The sequence below is a fragment of the Deltaproteobacteria bacterium genome, from assembly GCA_019310525.1.
Taxonomy (GTDB): domain Bacteria; phylum Desulfobacterota; class DSM-4660; order Desulfatiglandales; family HGW-15; genus JAFDEE01.
This window is the reverse complement of sequence record JAFDEE010000073.1, coordinates 1-17,911: the sequence shown is the minus strand read 5'-3', so window position 1 is coordinate 17,911 and position 17,911 is coordinate 1. Positions and strand designations below refer to the sequence as shown.

At 51.9% G+C, this 17,911-nt stretch carries 14 protein-coding genes; 9 read left to right on the top strand and 5 right to left on the bottom strand.

The genetic code is table 11. From position 1 onward, the window contains the following. The first annotated feature begins 48 nt into the window (after positions 1-48). Both JRF57_12790 and JRF57_12785 read left to right on the top strand, forming a co-directional pair. Positions 49-1,101, top strand: coding sequence for an O-antigen ligase family protein (locus JRF57_12790; GenBank protein MBW2304573.1), 1,053 nt, complete (start codon positions 49-51; stop codon positions 1,099-1,101). A gap of 164 nt (positions 1,102-1,265) precedes the next feature. Continuing rightward, entirely contained in the window at positions 1,266-1,553 is a 288-nt protein-coding gene (locus tag JRF57_12785; protein ID MBW2304572.1) for a hypothetical protein, read from the top strand. 238 nt (positions 1,554-1,791) lie between these two features. On the opposite strand, the gene JRF57_12780 is transcribed toward JRF57_12785, so the two are convergent. Further along, entirely contained in the window at positions 1,792-2,460 is a 669-nt protein-coding gene (locus tag JRF57_12780; GenBank protein ID MBW2304571.1) for a methyltransferase domain-containing protein, read from the bottom strand. Positions 2,461-3,562: 1,102 nt separating this feature from the next. Between JRF57_12780 and JRF57_12775 the strand changes: the two genes are divergently transcribed. The 5 genes from JRF57_12775 (at position 3,563) to JRF57_12755 (ending at position 9,998) form a co-directional block, all read left to right on the top strand. After that, positions 3,563-3,808 (top strand): hypothetical protein, encoded by a 246-nt coding sequence (locus tag JRF57_12775; GenBank protein MBW2304570.1) that lies wholly within the window; start codon positions 3,563-3,565, stop codon positions 3,806-3,808. A 17-nt stretch (positions 3,809-3,825) separates the two neighbouring features. Beyond that, the gene (locus tag JRF57_12770; GenBank protein ID MBW2304569.1) at positions 3,826-4,971 is read left to right on the top strand and encodes a glycosyltransferase; all 1,146 of its coding nucleotides are present in this window, start codon (positions 3,826-3,828) and stop codon (positions 4,969-4,971) included. A 388-nt stretch (positions 4,972-5,359) separates the two neighbouring features. Continuing rightward, on the top strand, positions 5,360-6,892 hold the full coding sequence (gene lptF, locus JRF57_12765; protein ID MBW2304568.1) for an LPS export ABC transporter permease LptF: 1,533 nt from the start codon (positions 5,360-5,362) through the stop codon (positions 6,890-6,892). Positions 6,893-6,941: 49 nt separating this feature from the next. Continuing rightward, a complete protein-coding gene (gene lptG / locus JRF57_12760; GenBank protein MBW2304567.1) occupies positions 6,942-8,027 on the top strand; it encodes an LPS export ABC transporter permease LptG in 1,086 nt (361 codons plus the stop codon). Positions 8,028-8,162: 135 nt separating this feature from the next. Next, the gene (locus tag JRF57_12755) at positions 8,163-9,998 is read left to right on the top strand and encodes a hypothetical protein (GenBank protein MBW2304566.1); all 1,836 of its coding nucleotides are present in this window, start codon (positions 8,163-8,165) and stop codon (positions 9,996-9,998) included. An 80-nt stretch (positions 9,999-10,078) separates the two neighbouring features. Here JRF57_12755 and JRF57_12750 read toward each other — a convergent pair whose 3' ends face one another. The 3 genes from JRF57_12750 to JRF57_12740 form a co-directional block, all read right to left on the bottom strand. After that, complete coding sequence (locus tag JRF57_12750) at positions 10,079-10,672, bottom strand: hypothetical protein (GenBank protein MBW2304565.1); 594 nt, start codon at positions 10,670-10,672, stop codon at positions 10,079-10,081. Positions 10,673-10,689: 17 nt separating this feature from the next. Next, positions 10,690-12,126 (bottom strand): thiolase domain-containing protein, encoded by a 1,437-nt coding sequence (locus tag JRF57_12745; protein MBW2304564.1) that lies wholly within the window; start codon positions 12,124-12,126, stop codon positions 10,690-10,692. 370 nt (positions 12,127-12,496) lie between these two features. After that, positions 12,497-13,039, bottom strand: a complete 543-nt coding sequence (locus tag JRF57_12740; GenBank protein ID MBW2304563.1) for a helix-turn-helix transcriptional regulator — start codon at positions 13,037-13,039, stop codon at positions 12,497-12,499. A gap of 441 nt (positions 13,040-13,480) precedes the next feature. Between JRF57_12740 and JRF57_12735 the strand changes: the two genes are divergently transcribed. Together JRF57_12735 and JRF57_12730 are read left to right on the top strand one after the other, a co-directional pair. Continuing rightward, entirely contained in the window at positions 13,481-14,632 is a 1,152-nt protein-coding gene (locus JRF57_12735) for an acyl-CoA dehydrogenase family protein (protein MBW2304562.1), read from the top strand. Between the two features lie 785 nt (positions 14,633-15,417). Further along, positions 15,418-17,238 carry an ABC transporter ATP-binding protein gene (locus JRF57_12730; protein ID MBW2304561.1) on the top strand — a complete coding sequence of 607 codons (1,821 nt, stop codon included), beginning with the start codon at positions 15,418-15,420 and terminating at the stop codon, positions 17,236-17,238. Positions 17,239-17,364: 126 nt separating this feature from the next. Here JRF57_12730 and JRF57_12725 read toward each other — a convergent pair whose 3' ends face one another. After that, positions 17,365-17,658, bottom strand: coding sequence for a YggU family protein (locus JRF57_12725; protein MBW2304560.1), 294 nt, complete (start codon positions 17,656-17,658; stop codon positions 17,365-17,367). Positions 17,659-17,911: the final 253 nt, after the last annotated feature.

The window sequence follows — 17,911 nt, the reverse complement described above, 5'->3', positions numbered from 1 at the left end:
AAATGACTTATTTCAGAATTTGTCATGCATAATTTGGGATAAAATCCAATGGGCGACCCAATGAGCCGGGAGGATAAAACAACGACAAGGACATCGGGCCCGAGAATCCAGATTGTCCGCTCCCCGGAGGGCTGGACCGTTATACTTCTTTGTGGGGCGCTCCTCGCCCTGCCCATCGGGACTTCCCCGTTTACGATCCTAGGGGTAAGCGCTTTAGCGGCGTGGATCTTTACGGGAGAGATCTGGAAAAAACGGAATCGTTACCTGAGGGAGGCTCGTTTCCTCCCTGTCTTGGCGCTGGTCCTTCTTCCCTGGATCGGGTTGATATACAGCCCGGATCCCGGGGGACTAGGGCTCAACTTTGCGGAGAAGACCTATTACTGGCTCTATGCCCTGGCGGCGGCCGGGATCTCCAATAAGGGGAACCGGAAGGAGTATCTTGTCAAGGCCCTTTTCTTGGGGCTCCTTCTGAATGCCGTGGCAGGCTTTCTACAAGCAGGCGGAGTGGTCCCCACGGCCCTGCGGGATCGATATACAGGTTTCGGAAAAGGATACAACACCCTCTCCATCCTGCTTGTACTCGGCAGTCTCATGGCCTCCTACTATTTCAAGGTGTCGGATCGAATAAGAAAAAAGCTGGGCTACCTGTTCCTCATGCTGGTTTTCATCGCCCACCTGAGCATTCTCCAGGGCCGGGGGGGGTATTTCACCTTCGTCAGTCTTTCACCGATCATCGCCTATAATCTGGCGGGTGGAAAAAGGCTTTGGATCTCCGGTCTCGCTTTTATTGCTTTGGTAGGAGTCCTCGCCGCCTCTCCGATGGTTAGGGAAAGGGTGAAGGAATTGGTCCAGGATACCGTTAACCAGCTTCGAACAGAAAAAGACATAGCCTGGGGAAAGCGTTACCATGAAGATGATCCTAACCAGCGGATTGATCGTATCTACATGTGGCGATGGGCCATCGAGCTGTTCCTGGAACACCCCTTCAGGGGTGTTGGAACGGGGGGATTTTACCAGTCCCTCCTGGCTGGAGGGGGCGGGAGGGGTGGTTGTTCTGGGTGTTGCTCAAGACGGGATGGCGTAACAGGGGGCACCCAGTAGGGTTTTTCATTCTTTCGGGGGCACTTGTGGTTTTTGTAGGAGGATTGGTCGATACACATGTCCTGGATGCGGGTTCCGCTTTTTTACTTGCCATCGTAACCGGACTGGTGCCAACTTTCCAGAGACACCCGATTTGAGTGTTTGAAGGATGGGAGGATGAAACTATGGGGTTTATGCATATTTTGGGTGGATTTTTCATCGGTATTCTGGTGGGAAGAATTTTCAGCGCCTTTACTCTACGAAAATTAAAGGGAGGAAAATACACTTTCATGGGGGTCGGAACCGCAGGCGCCTTTCTTTGTGATCTGCTTTTCCGTTTTTTACATGAACGCCATATTGTGAGTTCCTTTTGGTACCGGGAAGAGGTGATCATTTTCGAGATGATCGGCGGTGCCATCGCCGCCTGTTACCTCGCCAACCTGCTCGGGAAAAAGGAGTCTATTTATTTTTGACAGTATCCGGTCTTCTATGAGGTCTTTCAGAGAAAGAATTGTCCATCAATAAATAGTGTCCATCCATAAGTGGGCAATTTTGTTTAAGGTTAAGCCTCCGGCCCGTAAGGCCTACGCCCCGGAGGCTTGAACTTGACCAAAATTGGGCATTTTTCAAAGGTCTCACTTTGCGGGCGGGAGAGGGGCGTTTGGGTTTGCTTTGAGAGATTGGGAAAAAAGGGGTTTTTCATCAAGAGAGTCAATGCTTGACGGCGCGGAAGAGGATTGTCCGTGAAAAGAGTGATGGCCAAACACGGATCAAGAATCGCGCCAGGAACATGGGAAAAAGCGGGAACAAGCGTCCGCCGATACCTTTTGCCTCCTCCATTACGAAACCGTTGCGCTCAAGAGTTTCTCTCAGAATCGCCGGATTGAATTTCCGAACATGCGATAAATCGCTTTCGAATTCTTTGCCAATTAGAAACTGAAAACGATGCTTTAAATGAAAGGTGTTTGGGACGGATCCGACAAAAATGCCTGTCGGTTTTAGAACGCGGTGAACATTGCTCAGAAAATCGTCCACGTGGTAAACATGCTCAAGAATCTCTCCTGACACAACAACATCAAACGTTTCCGGATCAAAAGGGAACTCTTGATTCAAGTCCAACCAATGCGTTTCTATTCCGATTTCCTCAGCTTTCTTGAGAGCCACCCGGTCTATATCACAACCAGTCACCGTATTTCCGGTAGCGTAAAAGCGTGTGAGCGATCCGTCGCGACATCCAAGATCTAGAACTCTCTTTCCGACACCGATCCATTTGGTAAAGAACCCTATGCGCATCTCATCACCGAAGACAAAGCCGTATCGGTTGCCCGAGGCGTGATGCGATTCATAAAATCGTGCGAGTTTTTCTTTTTCATTCATCATTTAGGGGGGAGGTCCTTGTGAGAATGATAACAACAATCCCATGTCCTCGAGACCTTTGAAAAACGCTCCCTTTTGCCCAATCTTCCGCCTCCATCAAGGCTACGGCGTGACAAGCTGCGTAAGACTTAGATTTTAATGTCCCAATCTGTGAAAGGGAGAACCTTGGACTTTCCAGGCGAAAACTTTAGTTGGATCGTTTTTTAGTAGGGTTCAAGGATTCAAGGGGCCCAGGGTTCGAGTGAGAAATCGGGATTTAAAGAAAGATGTTTTTCGCTTGACCCCTTGAACCCTCGACCCCTTGGCCCCTGAGCTTACGGCTTCAGCCGATAGTAGTTTAATCCTCGAAATACTTCAATGTATGGTGCCTCTGCCGCTTGGCATTCTAAAGCGGGATGGTTAAAATCTTCGCCTTCCTTGACCTTGAACAAAATTGAACGTTTTTCAAAGGTCCCTTCTCGAAGGGTCCGGCCTTGCGGAAAAGTTTCTTTCTGCCCTTTCGCACTGCATTTTCAGTGTATTGAAAATTTTTAAATCATATTTAGGGGTGTGGTGCTTCCTTTATAGTGTTTGAGTCGATTTTTCATAGGGCCTTCTATTACTATATTCTACGGAACTTTTCCTTAGAAAATTATACTGTATATGACAAATAGGCTGGCATACGCACCGAGACCTTTGAAAAACGCTCCCTTTTGCCCAATCTTCCGCTCCATCAAGGCTACGGCGTGACAAGCCCGCCAAACAGCGGCGGACAGGCTGCGTAAGACTTAGATTTTAATGTCCCAGTCTGTGAATGGGAGAACCTTGGACTTTCCAGGCGAAAACTTTAGTTGGATCGTTTTTTTAGTAGGGTTCAAGGATTCAAGGGGCCCAGGGTTCGAGTGAGAAACCGGGATTTAAAGAAAGATGTTTTTCGCTTGACCCCTTGAACCCTCGACCCCTTGGCCCCTAAGCTTACGGCTTCAGCCGATAGTAGTTTAATCCTCGAAATACTTCAATGTATGGTGCCTCTGCCGCTTGGCACCCTAAAGCGGGATGGTTAAAATCTTCGCCTTCTTTGACCTTGAACAAAATTGCCTATTTATGAATGGACACTATTTCGATTATGGCAGTAAGATTTCTCAGCGCCTTCACCTTGCGGAAACTGAAGGGCGGGAAGTACACCTTTATGGCGGTAGGCATCGCAGGTGACTTTCTCTGTGATCTGCTTTTCCGCCTTCTCCATGAACACCACCTTGTGAGTTCCTTTTGGTACCAGGAGCAGGTGATCATTTTCGAGATGATCGGCGGCGCCATTGCCGCCTGTTACCTCGCTAACCTGCTCGGGAAAAAAGAGTCAATTTATTTTTGATCGTCCCCTGTGAGCGCATGAAATCTGCCCGTGACAGGATTCTTCATGTCATCAAGGTGAAAGGGGTATCCGGTGCGGAGAATCACCTCCTCACCCTCTTGCCGGAACTCAACCGCACCTTTGATATTTCTTTGGTTTTCCTGGTGGAACCCGGCAATGACATGGAGGATTTCGTCTCGAAATTCAAGGCCCACGGGATCCCGGTCCTGCGGATCAACATGAGATATCACCTGGATCCGACCGTGATCTGGAAGATCTATTACCTGATCAGGAAATGGAAACCCCATATCGTTCATACCCATCTCCTCCATGGCGATCTCTATGGCATATCAGCCGCGCTTTTCACAGGGAGCAAGATTCTCGTCTCCACCAAGCATGGTTATGATAACTATGAAAACACCAGTGTTTTTTACAGGTTAAACGGCATCCTGGGCCGCTGGCTCGACAAGGTCATCACCATCAGCCATGCCCTTAAACCCAAGGTGGCCGAGGCCGAAGGGATCAGCCCGTCCAAGATGGTCACGATCCACTACGGATTGGATGCCGAAGAATATGCCGCCTTAAAGGACGAGGGGCTGGCAAGGTCCATCCTGGGAGTGGGGCCCGAGGTCTGCATCCTGGGAACAGTAGGGCGTCTCGTGCCGGTAAAAGGTTATGAGACCCTGCTGGAGGCCTTGGCGGGTCTTGCCCAGGACTACCGGTTGCTGATTATGGGAGATGGTCCCCTGAGGGGGGCTCTCGAAAAAAAATGCGGTGAACTTGGAATATCGGAGAAGGTGGTCTTTCTTGGGTTCACTTCCCGTGTCTCGGCCATTCTCTCCGGGATCGATCTTTTTGTCCTCCCTACCCTGGGCGAAGGATTCGGGCTTGTTCTCCTGGAGGCCATGGCCCACCGGCTGCCCATCGTTTCAACGAATACCATGGCCGTACCGGAAATTGTAGAGGACCATCATACGGGGCTCCTGGTTCCGCCCAGGGATGTCACAGCCCTGCGCAGGGCCCTGGAGACCCTCATCAAAGACCCCGCCCGGAGGAGGGTCATGGGAGAAGAGGGTTGGAAAAAGTTGAAAAATGAATTCTCTGTGGATCGGATGGTGCGTGAAACAAGCGATCTTTATAAGGACTTGCTTGAGAAATACAGGAGAGGGGTAAGACGCAATTGAAAGGGCTCTGTTGTTTCCGTTCGCTTCACCATCCATGGCTTCGGTCCCGCCAGACACCGGCGGACAGGCACTGCGTATTTCGGCTCTTCATTTGTCTTGATTCAGGTCTGAAATGCGCCCGCTCCGGAGAAAATCCCAAGCCTCTGCTTCTTGTTGGCTTACAAAGGTGGATTTGAAAACAAACGTTATGTATATCTATCCGTATGATTTTTTATTATAAATGAACAGCAAAGAGACCTTTGAAAAATGTTCAATTTTGTTCAAGGTCAAGGAAGGCGAAAATTTTAACCGCAGGAATACATTGAGGTATTTTGAGGATTAAAATTTGAGTCTGACGCAGAGATTGGACAAAAGGGGGCGTTTTTCAAAGGTCTCAAGGTTTGACCACTTGAATCTACGCAAAATCCTTATGGGCTCCTCCGCATTAAGGTCCAGGACCTTGTCCCGCGTCCTGCTCTCCTCGAAGCCGGTTCTCTACAAATACATTTTCAAGGAGATGTGGCCCACTTTTATATCCACCCTCCTGGTTTTCGCCCTGATCATGGTGGCCAGCCGGATGCTCTCCATCACGGAATGGATCGTTGAGCGGGGCGTTCATCCGGGTCACGTCACGAAGCTCGTGCTGTTTCTCCTGCCGAACGTCTTGCTTTTCGCACTCCCGGCCGCCACCCTCATGGCCGTGTTGATCGGTTTTCTGCGGATGTCCGGGGACAATGAAATCATAGCGTTGCAGTCCTCGGGGATCAGCCTCTACCAGATGCTTCCTCCGGTGGTGAGCCTCTCCCTCGCCGCTTATTTGCTGGCAAGTCTTATCGCTTTTCTGGGGGTGCCATGGGGGAACAGGGCCTTCAAGGATACGATCTTTCGTATCGTGGAGTCGAGGGCGGATTTCAACATCAAGGAACGGATTTTTTACGAACTCTTTGACGATGTGGTCTTTTACGTCAACGGCATTACGCCCAAGAAAAGACTCATGAAGGACGTCTTCGTGGTGGATCGAAGGGACCCGGCCGTTACCCATTCCATCGTGGCGCAGGAATGCCGTATTATTTACAGCCCTGAGAACAAGCTGGTCACGATCCGTTTCAGGGACGGAACCGTCTTCGTGGTGGACAAGGAACTAAAATCCCCTAGAACCATGCAATTTAAGACCTATGACCTCAACCTCAGCCTCCTGGACATCATGCCGGCCCTCGAGTCAAGGGAAAAGGCCCCTAGGGAATTGTATGTGGGGGAATTAGTGGACCAGATACGGAAGACCCCATCGGGGGAGAGAAGGCGTAACGATTTGATGATCGAACTTCTTGAACTCGTAACCATTCCCCTGGCGGTTTTTTTCATGGGGTTGATCGGTGCGCCCCTTGGGGCGCAAATCCGGTCCCGGGGACGATCCCTGGGAATCACTGTGGGGCTTTTGGTGTTCCTGCTCTATTACATGAGCCTTATGGGTGCCCGGAGCATCTGCGAGCAGGGATCCGTCTCTCCTTTGATTGGAATGTGGTTCCCGAATCTCTTTTTGGCCGTTTGCTGTATACTGTTGTTCAGGAGCGCCGGGAGCGGTGCAGCTGCCCGGATAGATCAGTGGTTGACGGATCTCAGGGACTGGAAGGCCCATCTGGTTCGGAGACGAAAGGGGGTATGCCGGACTCCTTCTGCCTCTATCCCGCAGACCCCGGTCTCACCAAGCTCGTATTCGATTTCGGGAATTAGCGAGGATGTCCCCCATGAAGAAGCGACTCCAATGGATGAGGCCCGGGAAACGCCGGAGCCCCTTTTCGTGGGGAATCGCAGGGCCATGAAATTTCATAGAGCCGAGGCCCCATGCGGGCGGAGAATCGCCCCCCAAAACCGCGTTCCTTTCCCCTCAAGACGGGAGGCCCTGCAGGAGGATTACGTCCCATGCCGGGTCTGTAAACCATAAGCTGGACAAATGAGCCGCCCCAGGAGCGGGAACCGGGATGAGATCCAACATGAAGATCCTTTCAAAATACCAGCTCAAGGATTTTTTTGTGATATTCGCTGCCTCTCAGCTGATCTTTTTCACGATCTACCTGCTGATCGATTTCCTTGGAAAAATCGATAACTTCATCGAGGCCGGAGTTTCGAAGGACGTCATGGCCTCCTACTTTCTTTACAAGAGCCCCTTTATTCTGGTTCAGATGACGCCCGTGGCCTCCTTGATCTCCGCTGTAATCCTCTTTTGTATAATGAAGCGCCATAATGAAATAACGGCTCTTCGGGCCTCTGGATTCAGTATCTTTCATATTGCCAGACCGATTCTTCTGGGCACCCTGTTCATTGCCGGGGGGCTTTTTTTCCTCTCAGAATTCATCGTTCCCTATACAAGTTCCAGGAGTAACGAAATTTGGGCCGTTGAAGTGGAAAAGCGCGATCCCACCCGGTTTTATGAGAGCAACCAGTTATGGTATCGGGGTGAAAAGGCCATTTATTGGGCCCGGCATTTCGATTACCGGAGAAGGATATTGGATTCGCCCAGCCTCTATTTTTTCGATGAGGCTTTCCGGTTGACTAAGAAGATCGACGCCCTGAAGGGTACGTGGGATGGAAATGGCTGGAGATTTGAAGACGGAATCGTCCAGGAGCTCACACCGGAAGGCGGCTATCGTCTGAGGCGATTCAATGAGATTCATCTGGACCTCCCTGAAACCCCACAGACCTTTGTCCGGAACGAGAGGCAGCCGGAAGAGATGAGTTACTGGCAACTCAAGGTTTACGCGGAAAAGGTGCGCCGGGAAGGTTACGACGATACCCGCTATCGGGTCGATATGTACATCAAGTTGGCCTTGCCTTTCATGAGTCTGATCCTGGTGTTCGCCGGAATTCCCATCTCCCTGGGACTCAGGAGAGGTGGTACAGCCCTGGCGGTCTCCATGGGGATCGGCCTCTGCTTCATTTATCTCCTCTTGTTGGGGTTTTCCCGGTCCCTCGGGTTATCGGGAACCCTCCCTCCTTTTTTCGCCGCCTGGCTCGCAAGCGCCGTCTTTCTTCTTCTTGGCATCTACCTGATGATGAGAATAGAAAGGTGGGGTTTTTGAGATCGAGTCGGCCCTCGCAAGCTTAAAGCACTTGTTCATCCCTTGAAGATGCCGCGGAATCGTTGACAAACGGTTTGACCAGGGTTATACACCCTTGAAGACCTTTGATCAGCTCTGAATCACGTGGTGAAAACATTGACCATTACCACATACCTTGTGTTTTTCGGTGTGGGGCTGGTATCAGCCCTTTGCCTCACGCCCTTGGCCAGAAGACTGGCCGTTTCAACAGGCCGTGTGGCCGTACCGAGGGATACGCGCTGGCACAAGAAGGAAACGGCCCTTCTGGGAGGAGTGGCCATTTTTGCTTCCACCCTTCTCCCCTGGATCTTCGGGTCAATCTACTTGGATTGGGAGCAATTCGGTCGTCCTTTTTTACCCCTGGTCCTTTGTGCCTCAGGGATGTTCCTGGTAGGCCTGACGGATGACATCTTCAATATGGATCCCCAGCACAAGCTGGTCGCCCAGGTCATTCTAGCCTCCATTTTGATCTATTTTGGTCTCAGGGTGGACTGGACCTTTTCCCGGACCCTCAACCTCTTCATTACTCTTTTCTGGATCGTAGGGATCACGAACGCCTTCAATCTACTGGATAACATGGATGGGCTTGCCGCGGGAGTGGCTTTCATCGGAGGAACCTTTCTCTTCCTTACCCATTTTCTGAATCCCACAGGGTCTCCCGCCGGAGCCCTGTTATTGGCCGTCATTCACCTGGGGGCGCTCCTTGGGTTCCTGATTTACAATTTCAATCCGGCCTCCATCTTCATGGGAGATGCCGGAAGTCTCTTTATCGGGTTTCTCATGGCCGGTCTCACAATTGCCGGGAACGGGCAGAAGACCGCCGGGGGAAGTATGGGGCACCTTCTCTCAGTAATAGCCATTCCCATACTTATTCTTTTCATCCCCATCCTGGATACGGGTTTCGTGAGTGTCATGCGCAAGCTTTTCCGGCGCCCCATATCCCAAGGAGGAAGGGACCATTCCTCCCACAGGCTGGTGGCGATAGGTCTTTCCGAGAGACGGGCCGTCCTGGTCCTGTATGCTTTTTCCGTGGCATCAGGGCTCATCGCCCTTTCCATCTACTCCTTGAGCATCGGGGCCACCCTCGTCTTCATTGTTCTCTATCTCCTCTTTGTCATCTTCTTTTGGATCTACTTGGCGAAGGTGAAGGTGTACGAGGAAGAGTCCATCTTCCAGGAAAAAGCCGCCGGCATGATTACCCCCATCATCGTTCAGATCACTTACCGGAGAAGACTCCTGGAGGTCCTCCTGGATGTGGTTCTTATCTCCATGGCCTACTATGTGGCCTATCTTTTGCGCTTCGAGGGACCGGTGTATTATCTCATCGGAGAAAATTTCGAGTTTTTCATGAAATCGGTGCCCATCGTCGTATCCTGCCAGATTTTTTGCTTTTTTCTGATAGGAGTCTACCGGGGTGTCTGGGAAAGTACGGGCCTGAGTGATCTGATTGATTATATCAAGGCTGTCACCGCAGGGACGATCCTCTCAGTTCTGGTTATCCTCGCTGTCTATCGTTTTCATAGTTTTTCCAGGGTGGTGTTCGTCCTCTACTGGATGCTTCTGCTCCTGCTTGTCTCCCTCTCCAGGCTTTCCTTCAGACTGGTAGACGAGGGAACCAAGAAGGGGAAACAAAAAGGTAAACCCACCTTGATTTACGGCGCAGGCGTCGGCGGGCAGATGGTGGTAAAGGAGATCGAGAACAACCGGAGCCTCCAGCTTGTCCTCGTGGGCTTCATTGATGACAATCCGATGAAGCGCAAGCGAAAGATCATGGGATATCCGGTTTTAGGGACAAGGGAAGACCTGGAACGGCTCATCAGGAAGAACAATATCCAGGAGATTATCGTGTCTTTCCGTGAGAACGGAGATGTGCGGAAAAAGGAACTCCACGACCTGTGTCAGAAAAAGGGACTGGAAGTAGAGGTTAAGCAGATGAAGATGGTTTTGGCGTAGAGGATGGAGGTCCGGGGAGAAGAAGAGAAGGAAAAGGGGGGAAGGGAGCTTCCCCCCTTTTCATATAGTGAGGAGGGAAATTACCCGAAGGAGAACCCCTCGGGCAGGAGGCTTTCCGGGGTGCCCTCGGGAACCCAGGAGAGATCGGTAATGGTGTAAGTGGGGTTGAGGGTCCTGAAAATTGGAATCACCCGCATCCCGATCTTGGGTTCCCCGATGGACAGGTAACTCATCAATATCGTTGCGACTCCATCGAATTCCACGTTGATGAATTTGATGGGTGTATCCAGGGTGTTGAAGGCCCCGGATCTCTCGCAGACCATGAAGGTATGAATTTTTGCGGTTTTTTTGCATATATCCGTTAGGTCGATAACCGTGTTCCTGGCCAGGCAATCAGGGCAGTGTATGCGAAAGGGAAGATAGACCGTTCCCTTGAATTCGCACTCCGGATTGTCGCACCTTGTGCCGTGGATCTTGCCGGCTCCAAGCCCCTCAAAGAAGACCGCTTCCCCCCCGTAAGTGTGAATATAGATCATTTCCCTCGGATTCGTCACACCCACCAGTTTCCAGTGCTCGTTTTCGTTCCTGATGGGCATATTGGGGGTCACGTGGTGGAAATCACCCTTGATTCTGTACTTTCCATCCTTTACCCGCACGGTTCCGAATATGCTCATGAGCAACCCTCCTCCCTTTAGGCTTCCTGTATGAGTAAGTGATCGGGATCCATCAGGATCGTGGCCGTTACGTGGGATCCAACGCCCGCATGGCTGATGGCCAGGCCCCTCTTGGCCCCTTTGACCTGAAGGTCGGTCCAATCATCAGGCTTTTCCCGGTTAAAGGCCTTCCATAAATCCGGGTCTCCATGAATTTCACCCCATCTGTTCCAGATATGGGTTGCGACTTCGAAGGCCTGCATGATTCCTGTGGCCCCAACGGCATGCATGCAGCCGATCAGCCCTCCCGATAGGTTGGAAGGCAGCCTTCCAGGTTCTCCCGTGTGGGGATTCGTATGGTAGCAGTCCCCGGATTCCACATAGTCCCTTCCCTCCCCGTAAGGCCTGAAGCCTAGATCCTCGTAACTCTGAACATCGCTTATGGTAAAGGCATCGTGGAGTTCCGCCACGTCCAGGTCTTCCATCGGGTCCGTAATCCCGGCCATTCGGTAACCATAATAGGCCGCCATCCGTGTGGCCAGGAAGCCGGTAAATCCCGGGTAACGGTCACCGCCAGGGAAGCGCTCTCCGAGATCGGCGTATTGATCCGCCGTTTCATGGGGAAGCAAGGGGATCTCCATGTGGCGGCGGCATGCGGGTCTCAAGGTATGGGATCCCGCAGCGACCCAGATCCTCAAAGGCTTGTTCTTGGTGTTTTTTGTGAGTTCCACCGCCGTGTCTTCGTCGCAAATGATGGCGCAGGCCGCCCCCACGCTCATCAGGCAACAATCAAGGGCCCGTAAGGGGTATGCCACCACCGGGGAGTTCAGGACGTCCTCTACCGTGATTTTCATGGGGGCCTGGGCAAAGGGATTGTACCGGGCGTATCCGTGGTGTTTCACGGAGATTTCTGCCAGGACCCGGCGGAAGGACTCCTCCTCCTTACCAAAGACTTGCCAGTACTTTTGGGCCATTACAGCGTAGTACCCCGTGTAGATGTGACCCAGAGGGGTTTCCCAGTCTTTGTCGGCCGCACAGGAGATCAGGTGATTGCCCTCGTCGGTCGGTACCTCGTCCATACGTTCCCACCCCATAGCCAGGGCGCAGTCAGAATAGCCGGAGGCTACTGCCTTCACCGCTTCCCACAGGGTGGATCCACCAGTCGCTCCGCCGGTCTTGATCCCAATGTTTCCAAGGGGATCCAGGCCCAACCGGTCATGGATCACCGCCTCACCGAGGAGTTGATCCCCGAAGTGGTCGGCAAAATGACCGTAATAGGCTGTATGGATATATCTCTTCAGTTCAGCAGGCGTTTTGTCGATCAGTCTCGCCGCCATGGTCAGGGCGTCGACGCAAAGTTCTTCCGTGCGTTTTTCAGGAATCGCCCGATCGAACTTGCTCTGTCCTGCGGTCACGAGATACACCGGCCGCATAAGCCTTGGAATTTTAAGCTGTCTTTCGCTGAAGGTAATCATAGGGCTCCCTCCTTTCCTTGAGATCTTTGAGAAGCATCCTCTTTTGCCCGATCTTCCGCCTCCCTCACGGCTACGGCGTGACAAGGGGAGTCAGGCTCAGGTTTCAATCCTCGAAATATTGAATATATTTCAGTAGTCGAAATTGTCGCCTTTCCCTCCGGACCGGAGGCCTGACCTTGGCCAAAAGGCTCTTAATGTGAGACCTTTGAAAAACGCCCCCTTTTGCCCAATTGCGGCGTCAGGCTCAAATTTCAATCCTCAAAATACTAAATGTATTCTTGCGGTTGAAATTTTCGCCTTCCTTGAACTTGACCAAAATTGAGCATTTTTTAAAGGTCTCAATGTAAACAGTTTGCCGATTCTATTTCCGTCAAAGTGTCCCAACCCAAAGGGCCACGGCGGTTTTTTCTCCCTTGTTGGTGATTCGCTGGCGTTCAGGGTTGGACCAGAAATGGACCGAATCCCCCTCGAGCATCTCAACGACCTGGTCTCCACTGAGGAGTTCCAAGGTCCCCTTGAGAACACAGAGGACCTCTTGACCGTTCCGAATGTTTTTCCTGACAGGGATCGACCGCCCTGGCTCCAGGACCAGCACCGCGCTGTCGATAACCGTCCTGTTTTCGGGGGGGAAAAAACGTCGGGTCACGAATCCCGTATGAGGCAGGTCTACATCCTCCCAGTCCGACTTCCGGACCACGACCAGTTTTTCCTGGTTGGAGATCTGATTTAAAAGATCACCGGCATTGATTCCTATGGCCGAGCAGATATTCATGAGGGTCTCTACGGAAGGTGAACTGACATTGTTTTCCACCTGACTGAGAAATCCCTCGGATATCCCTGCACGCTCCGAAACGGATTTCAGGGTGAGCTTTTTTTCTTTTCGGTATTTTCGGATCAGTGAACCCAGATGCATGCCGCGTCCTTTCAAATCCAGGTGAAGGCCTGCAGGAAACTTAAGCTATGCAGGAGTATTTAAATATACTAAATATTAACTAATGGTCAAGTTATTTCCTCGTCAAGTTTGTTTTTGATGCAACATCACGAAATAATTGTTGATTGGTGTTGAGAGAGGGGGTTGACAAGATATAGTTTTTTAGTTAATGGTGAATATTAATCAATGCTAAACCTAAATTGAGCGATTCCCGAGTTTTCTGGAGACCTGCCTGAGGCAGACAAGTGCAAGGCGCGCGAGCCACGGCAAACAGCTGGCGGACGGGCCCGCCAGAAAGCGGCGGGCAGGGATTCAGGAATGAGAGAACCTTCGGCCTTCAGGCGAAGACTTCAGTTCGATCGTTCTTAACGCCTTATCATTATTGAGCAACACAGGCCTTCTCAATCTTAAGGAGGAATCACCATGGATTTCACTCTGTCGATGGAGCAGGAGATCCTGCGTAACTCCGTCCGGAATTTTGCTGAGAAGGAGATCAAACCCGTTGCAAGGGAACTGGACGAGAAGGAGGAGTTCTCCTACGAGACAATGGCCAAGATGGCGGAGCTAGGCCTTTTCGGTATGTTTGTCTCCGAAGAATATGGTGGTCAGGCCATGGACTATGTCTCCTACATCATTGCAACGGAAGAGATCGCCCGGGTGGATGGATCCCATGCCGCAACCGTCGCCGCCGGAAACTCGCTTGGGATTGGGCCGATCTATTACTTTGGCAGCGAGGAGCAGAAGCGAAAATATCTTCCGAAGTTATGCACCGGGGAGACGCTCTGGGCCTTTGGACTTACCGAGCCGAACGCTGGGTCGGATGCCGGAAATACCCAGACCACGGCTGTTCTGGATGGAAATGAATGGGTTGTCAATGGGAGCAAGATCTTTATCACAAACGGAGCCACGGATATCACCGCAGGGGTCACGGTCCTTTGTCGGACGGGCACCAGGAAGGACGGACGCCCGGAACTCTCCTGCATCCTTATCGAAAAGGGCACCCCTGGCTTCGAGGCCCGGGAGATGCATGGAAAGCTCATGTGGCGCTCTTCCAATACCAGTGAGCTGTATTTCGAGGATTGCCGGGTCCCGGAGGAAAACCTGCTGGGGCCGAGGGGGCATGGTTTTTACCAGATGATGCAGACCCTGGACGGAGGCCGGCTTTCCATAGGGGCCATGGGACTCGGGGGGGCCCAGGCCTGTTTTGAAATGGCCATGAAATACAGCAAGGAACGTATCCAGTTCGGGAAGCCCATCTCTCAATTCCAGGTCAACGCCTTCAAGCTTGCGGACATGGCCCTCGAAATTGAGTGTGCCAGGCTTCTCCTTTACAAAGCCTGTTGGCTCCGGGACAACGAGAAACCGTTTACCAAGGAAGCGGCCATGGCCAAGCTGTACTGTTCCGAGGTCATGTACCGGTGCGCCAACCACGCGGTCCAACTCCACGGCGGCTACGGCCTGATGAAAGAATATGACGTCGAGCGCTTTTACAGGGACCAAAAGCTCCTGGAGATAGGAGAAGGGACTTCTGAGGTCCAGCGGATCGTTATTTCCAGGCTCATCGGCGCCCTTTGAAATACCTAATCTTGTAATGTCCCGGTAATCGAGTTGCTCGCACCTTCATTTGGGGGAAGTAAACCTCCGAGGGTGCGGTTGACTTCGTGAGACTTTAAAAAACATTCTCTTTTGCCCGATCTTCCGTCTCCGCCACGGCATTATCACATCACCCCACCCCTCCTCAACCATGAGACCTTTGAAAAACGTTCAATTTTGTTCAAGGTCAAGGAAGGCGAAAATTTTAACCATCCCGCTTTAGAATGCCAAGCGGGACAGGCATCCATACATTGAAGTATTTCGAGGATTAAACTACTATCGGCTGAAGCCGTGGTCGAGGGTTCAAGGGGTCAAGTGAAAAACATCTTTCTTTGAATCCCGGTTTCTCACTCGAACCCTGGGCCCCTTGAATCCTTGAACCCTACTAAAAAAACGATCCAACTAAAGTTTTTGCCTGGAAAGTCCAAGGTTCTCCCATTCACAGACTGGGACATTAATAAAATCTAAGCCTGACGCCGCTTGTCCGCCGTTGTCTGGCGGACTTGTCACGCCGTAGCCTTGATGGAGGCGGAAGATTGGGCAAAAGGGAGCGTTTTTCAAAGGTCTCAACCATACGAGTCACAGGGTATCCTGATAAAGGCGAAAGAAATGAGGCCCTTCAAGGGCCTCATGATTTCCCTTGACCCGCTCTTCGGCAGCAGGTAAGTACATAGCATCCTGACGCTTTTTCTTGCATTTTGAGGGTAGTGGAAAGTCCGGGTGAAAGCATTCATCCCTTGGAGCACTATTTGAGGAAAACATCGGCCATGCTGGATCGAATCCTGGGAAAAGACATCGCCCATTATGTGAAGGCCCACCGAGCCCTGGTGATCCTCTCTCTCGTCCTCACTGCTATATCAGCGCTCTTTGTCGTCGTCCCCGCCTATCTTCTTCAGCCGTTCGTGGATGAAGGTATGAAGTCCGGAATGGAACCAGCGAGCTGGAAGATTCCATGGATCACCATCCATTGGAGTCCCCGATTCACCTGGGAGGTGAGCAAATATACGCTCGTTGAAAATATTTCTCCCAACAGGCTCCTGATCCTGCTGACCGTGGTCGCCTTTTTATCGGTCCTTTTCAAGTCCGCTACCCTCTATTTCAGCCAACTGGCCGCCGCGGCCTTTTCCAATAGGGCGATAAGGTCCTTGAGGATAGACTTGTTCGGAAAATTTCTCTCCCTGCCCCTCGGCTTTTATCACAAACGAAAGGCAGGGGAACTGATTTCCAGATGTACGGCCGATCTGACCGTGATGCAGGAAAGGATCGCCAATATCCTCATCGGACTCGTGCAACATCCTCTCACGGCCCTGGCCTTTCTCGTCTACCTCTTGATCATGAACTATCGCCTCACACTGATGATCCTCTTCGCCGTGCCTCTGATCGTGGGGCTCATCCGGCTCTTTGGACGAAAGGTCAGGAAACATTCCTTGAGGGTCCAGGATGACCTCTCCAGAGTCACAACCGCCTACCAGGAGACACTCCTTTGTCTCAAGATCGTCCAGGGCTATTGCGCCGGGCCCCGTGAATCGAGAGAATTCGCTCTGCTTGCCGACAGGCTCTACAAGCAGGTAATGAAATGGAGCCGTTGGTTCCTGGGGCTTGGTCCTATGATGGATTCCACGGTCTTTCTCCTTCTCCCGGGGGTTTTGATCATAGGCAAGGTCTATTTCCACCATACCCTTGGTGAGATCCTGTCCATGGTCTATGCCTTCTCGCGGGTCTACTCGCCCGTAAAAAGTTTGGCCAGGGTTAATAATGAACTCCGCACTCTGCAAGGGGCCACCGAACGGGTATTCGGAATACTGAAAACCGTCCCCGCCATTCGGGATAAGGAGGGGGCCGTCTCTTTGCCCAGACACCGGGAATCCATCCGGTTCAACGGCGTACATTTCTCCTATGACGAATCGACTCCAGTCCTGCAGGATATTTCTTTTACCGTTCGGGCCGGGCAGATGGTCGCCTTCGTGGGTTCAACAGGTGCAGGGAAAAGTACCCTTCTGGATCTGGTGCCCCGCTTTTACGACGTTACAAAGGGGAGCATTACCATCGACGGAATCGATATTCGAGATGTGACCCTTGATTCCCTGCGCAGTCAGATCGGCATCGTGAGTCAGGAGGTGTTGTTGTTTCATGACACCATCGCCAACAACATCCGGTATGGCCGGCCGGAAAAGGGGATGGAAGAGATCATCGCAGCGGCAAAGGCCGCATACGCCCACGATTTTATCACTGCCCAGAGAAAAGGTTACGAGTCCATTGTAGGAGACCGCGGAACCCTTCTTTCAGGGGGACAGCGGCAGCGGATTGCCATTGCCCGGGCCATCCTGGCCGATCCCTCTATCTTGATCCTGGATGAAGCGGCCTCGGCCCTGGACGCGGAGAGCGAGAGGTTCATTCAAGAAGCCATCGAACGGCTGAGGGGGCAGAGGACAGTCCTCGTGGTGGCCCATCGCCTAAGCACCGTTCGAACGGCTGACATGATTTATGTGCTGGAAGGGGGACGCATCGTAGAGGCGGGCTCCCACAGGGAGTTGCTTGAAAAGGGGGGAAGATTCAAGAAATTATATGACATGCAATTTAAGGCATGATCGGATGCTTCCCAAAGAATTTCCCTCCGCCGGGTCTCAATAGGGAAAGCAGCCCTTTCAGGCCTGAATTCTCAGATCCGTGGGGCAAAGCGCCTCTGCATGGAACAACCAACAACCGCCCCAGGCCTAAGCCTCCAGCAGGGCCCGGACCTCCTTTTCACTGAGGCCGTGTACGAGAACGGCCTTGCGCCTTGATCGGTGCCCGGATACGATCTCTATCCGGCCCTTGGAAACGCCGAGTTTCTTGGACAACAGTTCCACGAGGGCCTTATTGGCAAGGCCTTCCACAGGAGGAGCCGTGATTCTCACCCGGTAGGCTTCTCCTTCCTTTCCCGCGATCTCGTTCCTGGAGGATCTCGGGATAACCTTGAAATTGACAACTGCACCCGTTTCTCGCCGGTTTTTCTTTCTCGTCGTCACAGCGATATCCTTTTGGTTGGGATTCCCCGGGTTCAGGGTGTTGGGCGCTGCCCTGACCGAGGAGCGAACATTTGGGTTGAATTCAACATTTCCTTCAGATAGGCTTTTGGGGTAGGCGTTTCAGCCTGAATCTTGCATAGAGACCTTTGAAAAATGCTCAATTTTGGTCAAGTTCAAGGAAGGCGAAAATTTCAACCACAGGAATACATTTAGTATTTTGAGGATTGAAATTTAAGCCTGACGCAGAAATTGG

Coding starts and splice junctions, on each gene's coding strand:
- lptG (MBW2304567.1), top strand. CDS start 6,942: ATGAAGATCCTTTCAAAATACCAGCTCAAGGATTTTTTTGTGATATTC.
- JRF57_12750 (MBW2304565.1), bottom strand. CDS start 10,672: ATGAGCATATTCGGAACCGTGCGGGTAAAGGATGGAAAGTACAGAATC.
- JRF57_12735 (MBW2304562.1), top strand. CDS start 13,481: ATGGATTTCACTCTGTCGATGGAGCAGGAGATCCTGCGTAACTCCGTC.
- JRF57_12770 (MBW2304569.1), top strand. CDS start 3,826: ATGAAATCTGCCCGTGACAGGATTCTTCATGTCATCAAGGTGAAAGGG.
- JRF57_12775 (MBW2304570.1), top strand. CDS start 3,563: ATGGCAGTAAGATTTCTCAGCGCCTTCACCTTGCGGAAACTGAAGGGC.
- JRF57_12790 (MBW2304573.1), top strand. CDS start 49: ATGGGCGACCCAATGAGCCGGGAGGATAAAACAACGACAAGGACATCG.
- JRF57_12745 (MBW2304564.1), bottom strand. CDS start 12,126: ATGATTACCTTCAGCGAAAGACAGCTTAAAATTCCAAGGCTTATGCGG.
- JRF57_12740 (MBW2304563.1), bottom strand. CDS start 13,039: ATGCATCTGGGTTCACTGATCCGAAAATACCGAAAAGAAAAAAAGCTC.
- JRF57_12730 (MBW2304561.1), top strand. CDS start 15,418: ATGCTGGATCGAATCCTGGGAAAAGACATCGCCCATTATGTGAAGGCC.
- JRF57_12785 (MBW2304572.1), top strand. CDS start 1,266: ATGGGGTTTATGCATATTTTGGGTGGATTTTTCATCGGTATTCTGGTG.
- JRF57_12780 (MBW2304571.1), bottom strand. CDS start 2,460: ATGATGAATGAAAAAGAAAAACTCGCACGATTTTATGAATCGCATCAC.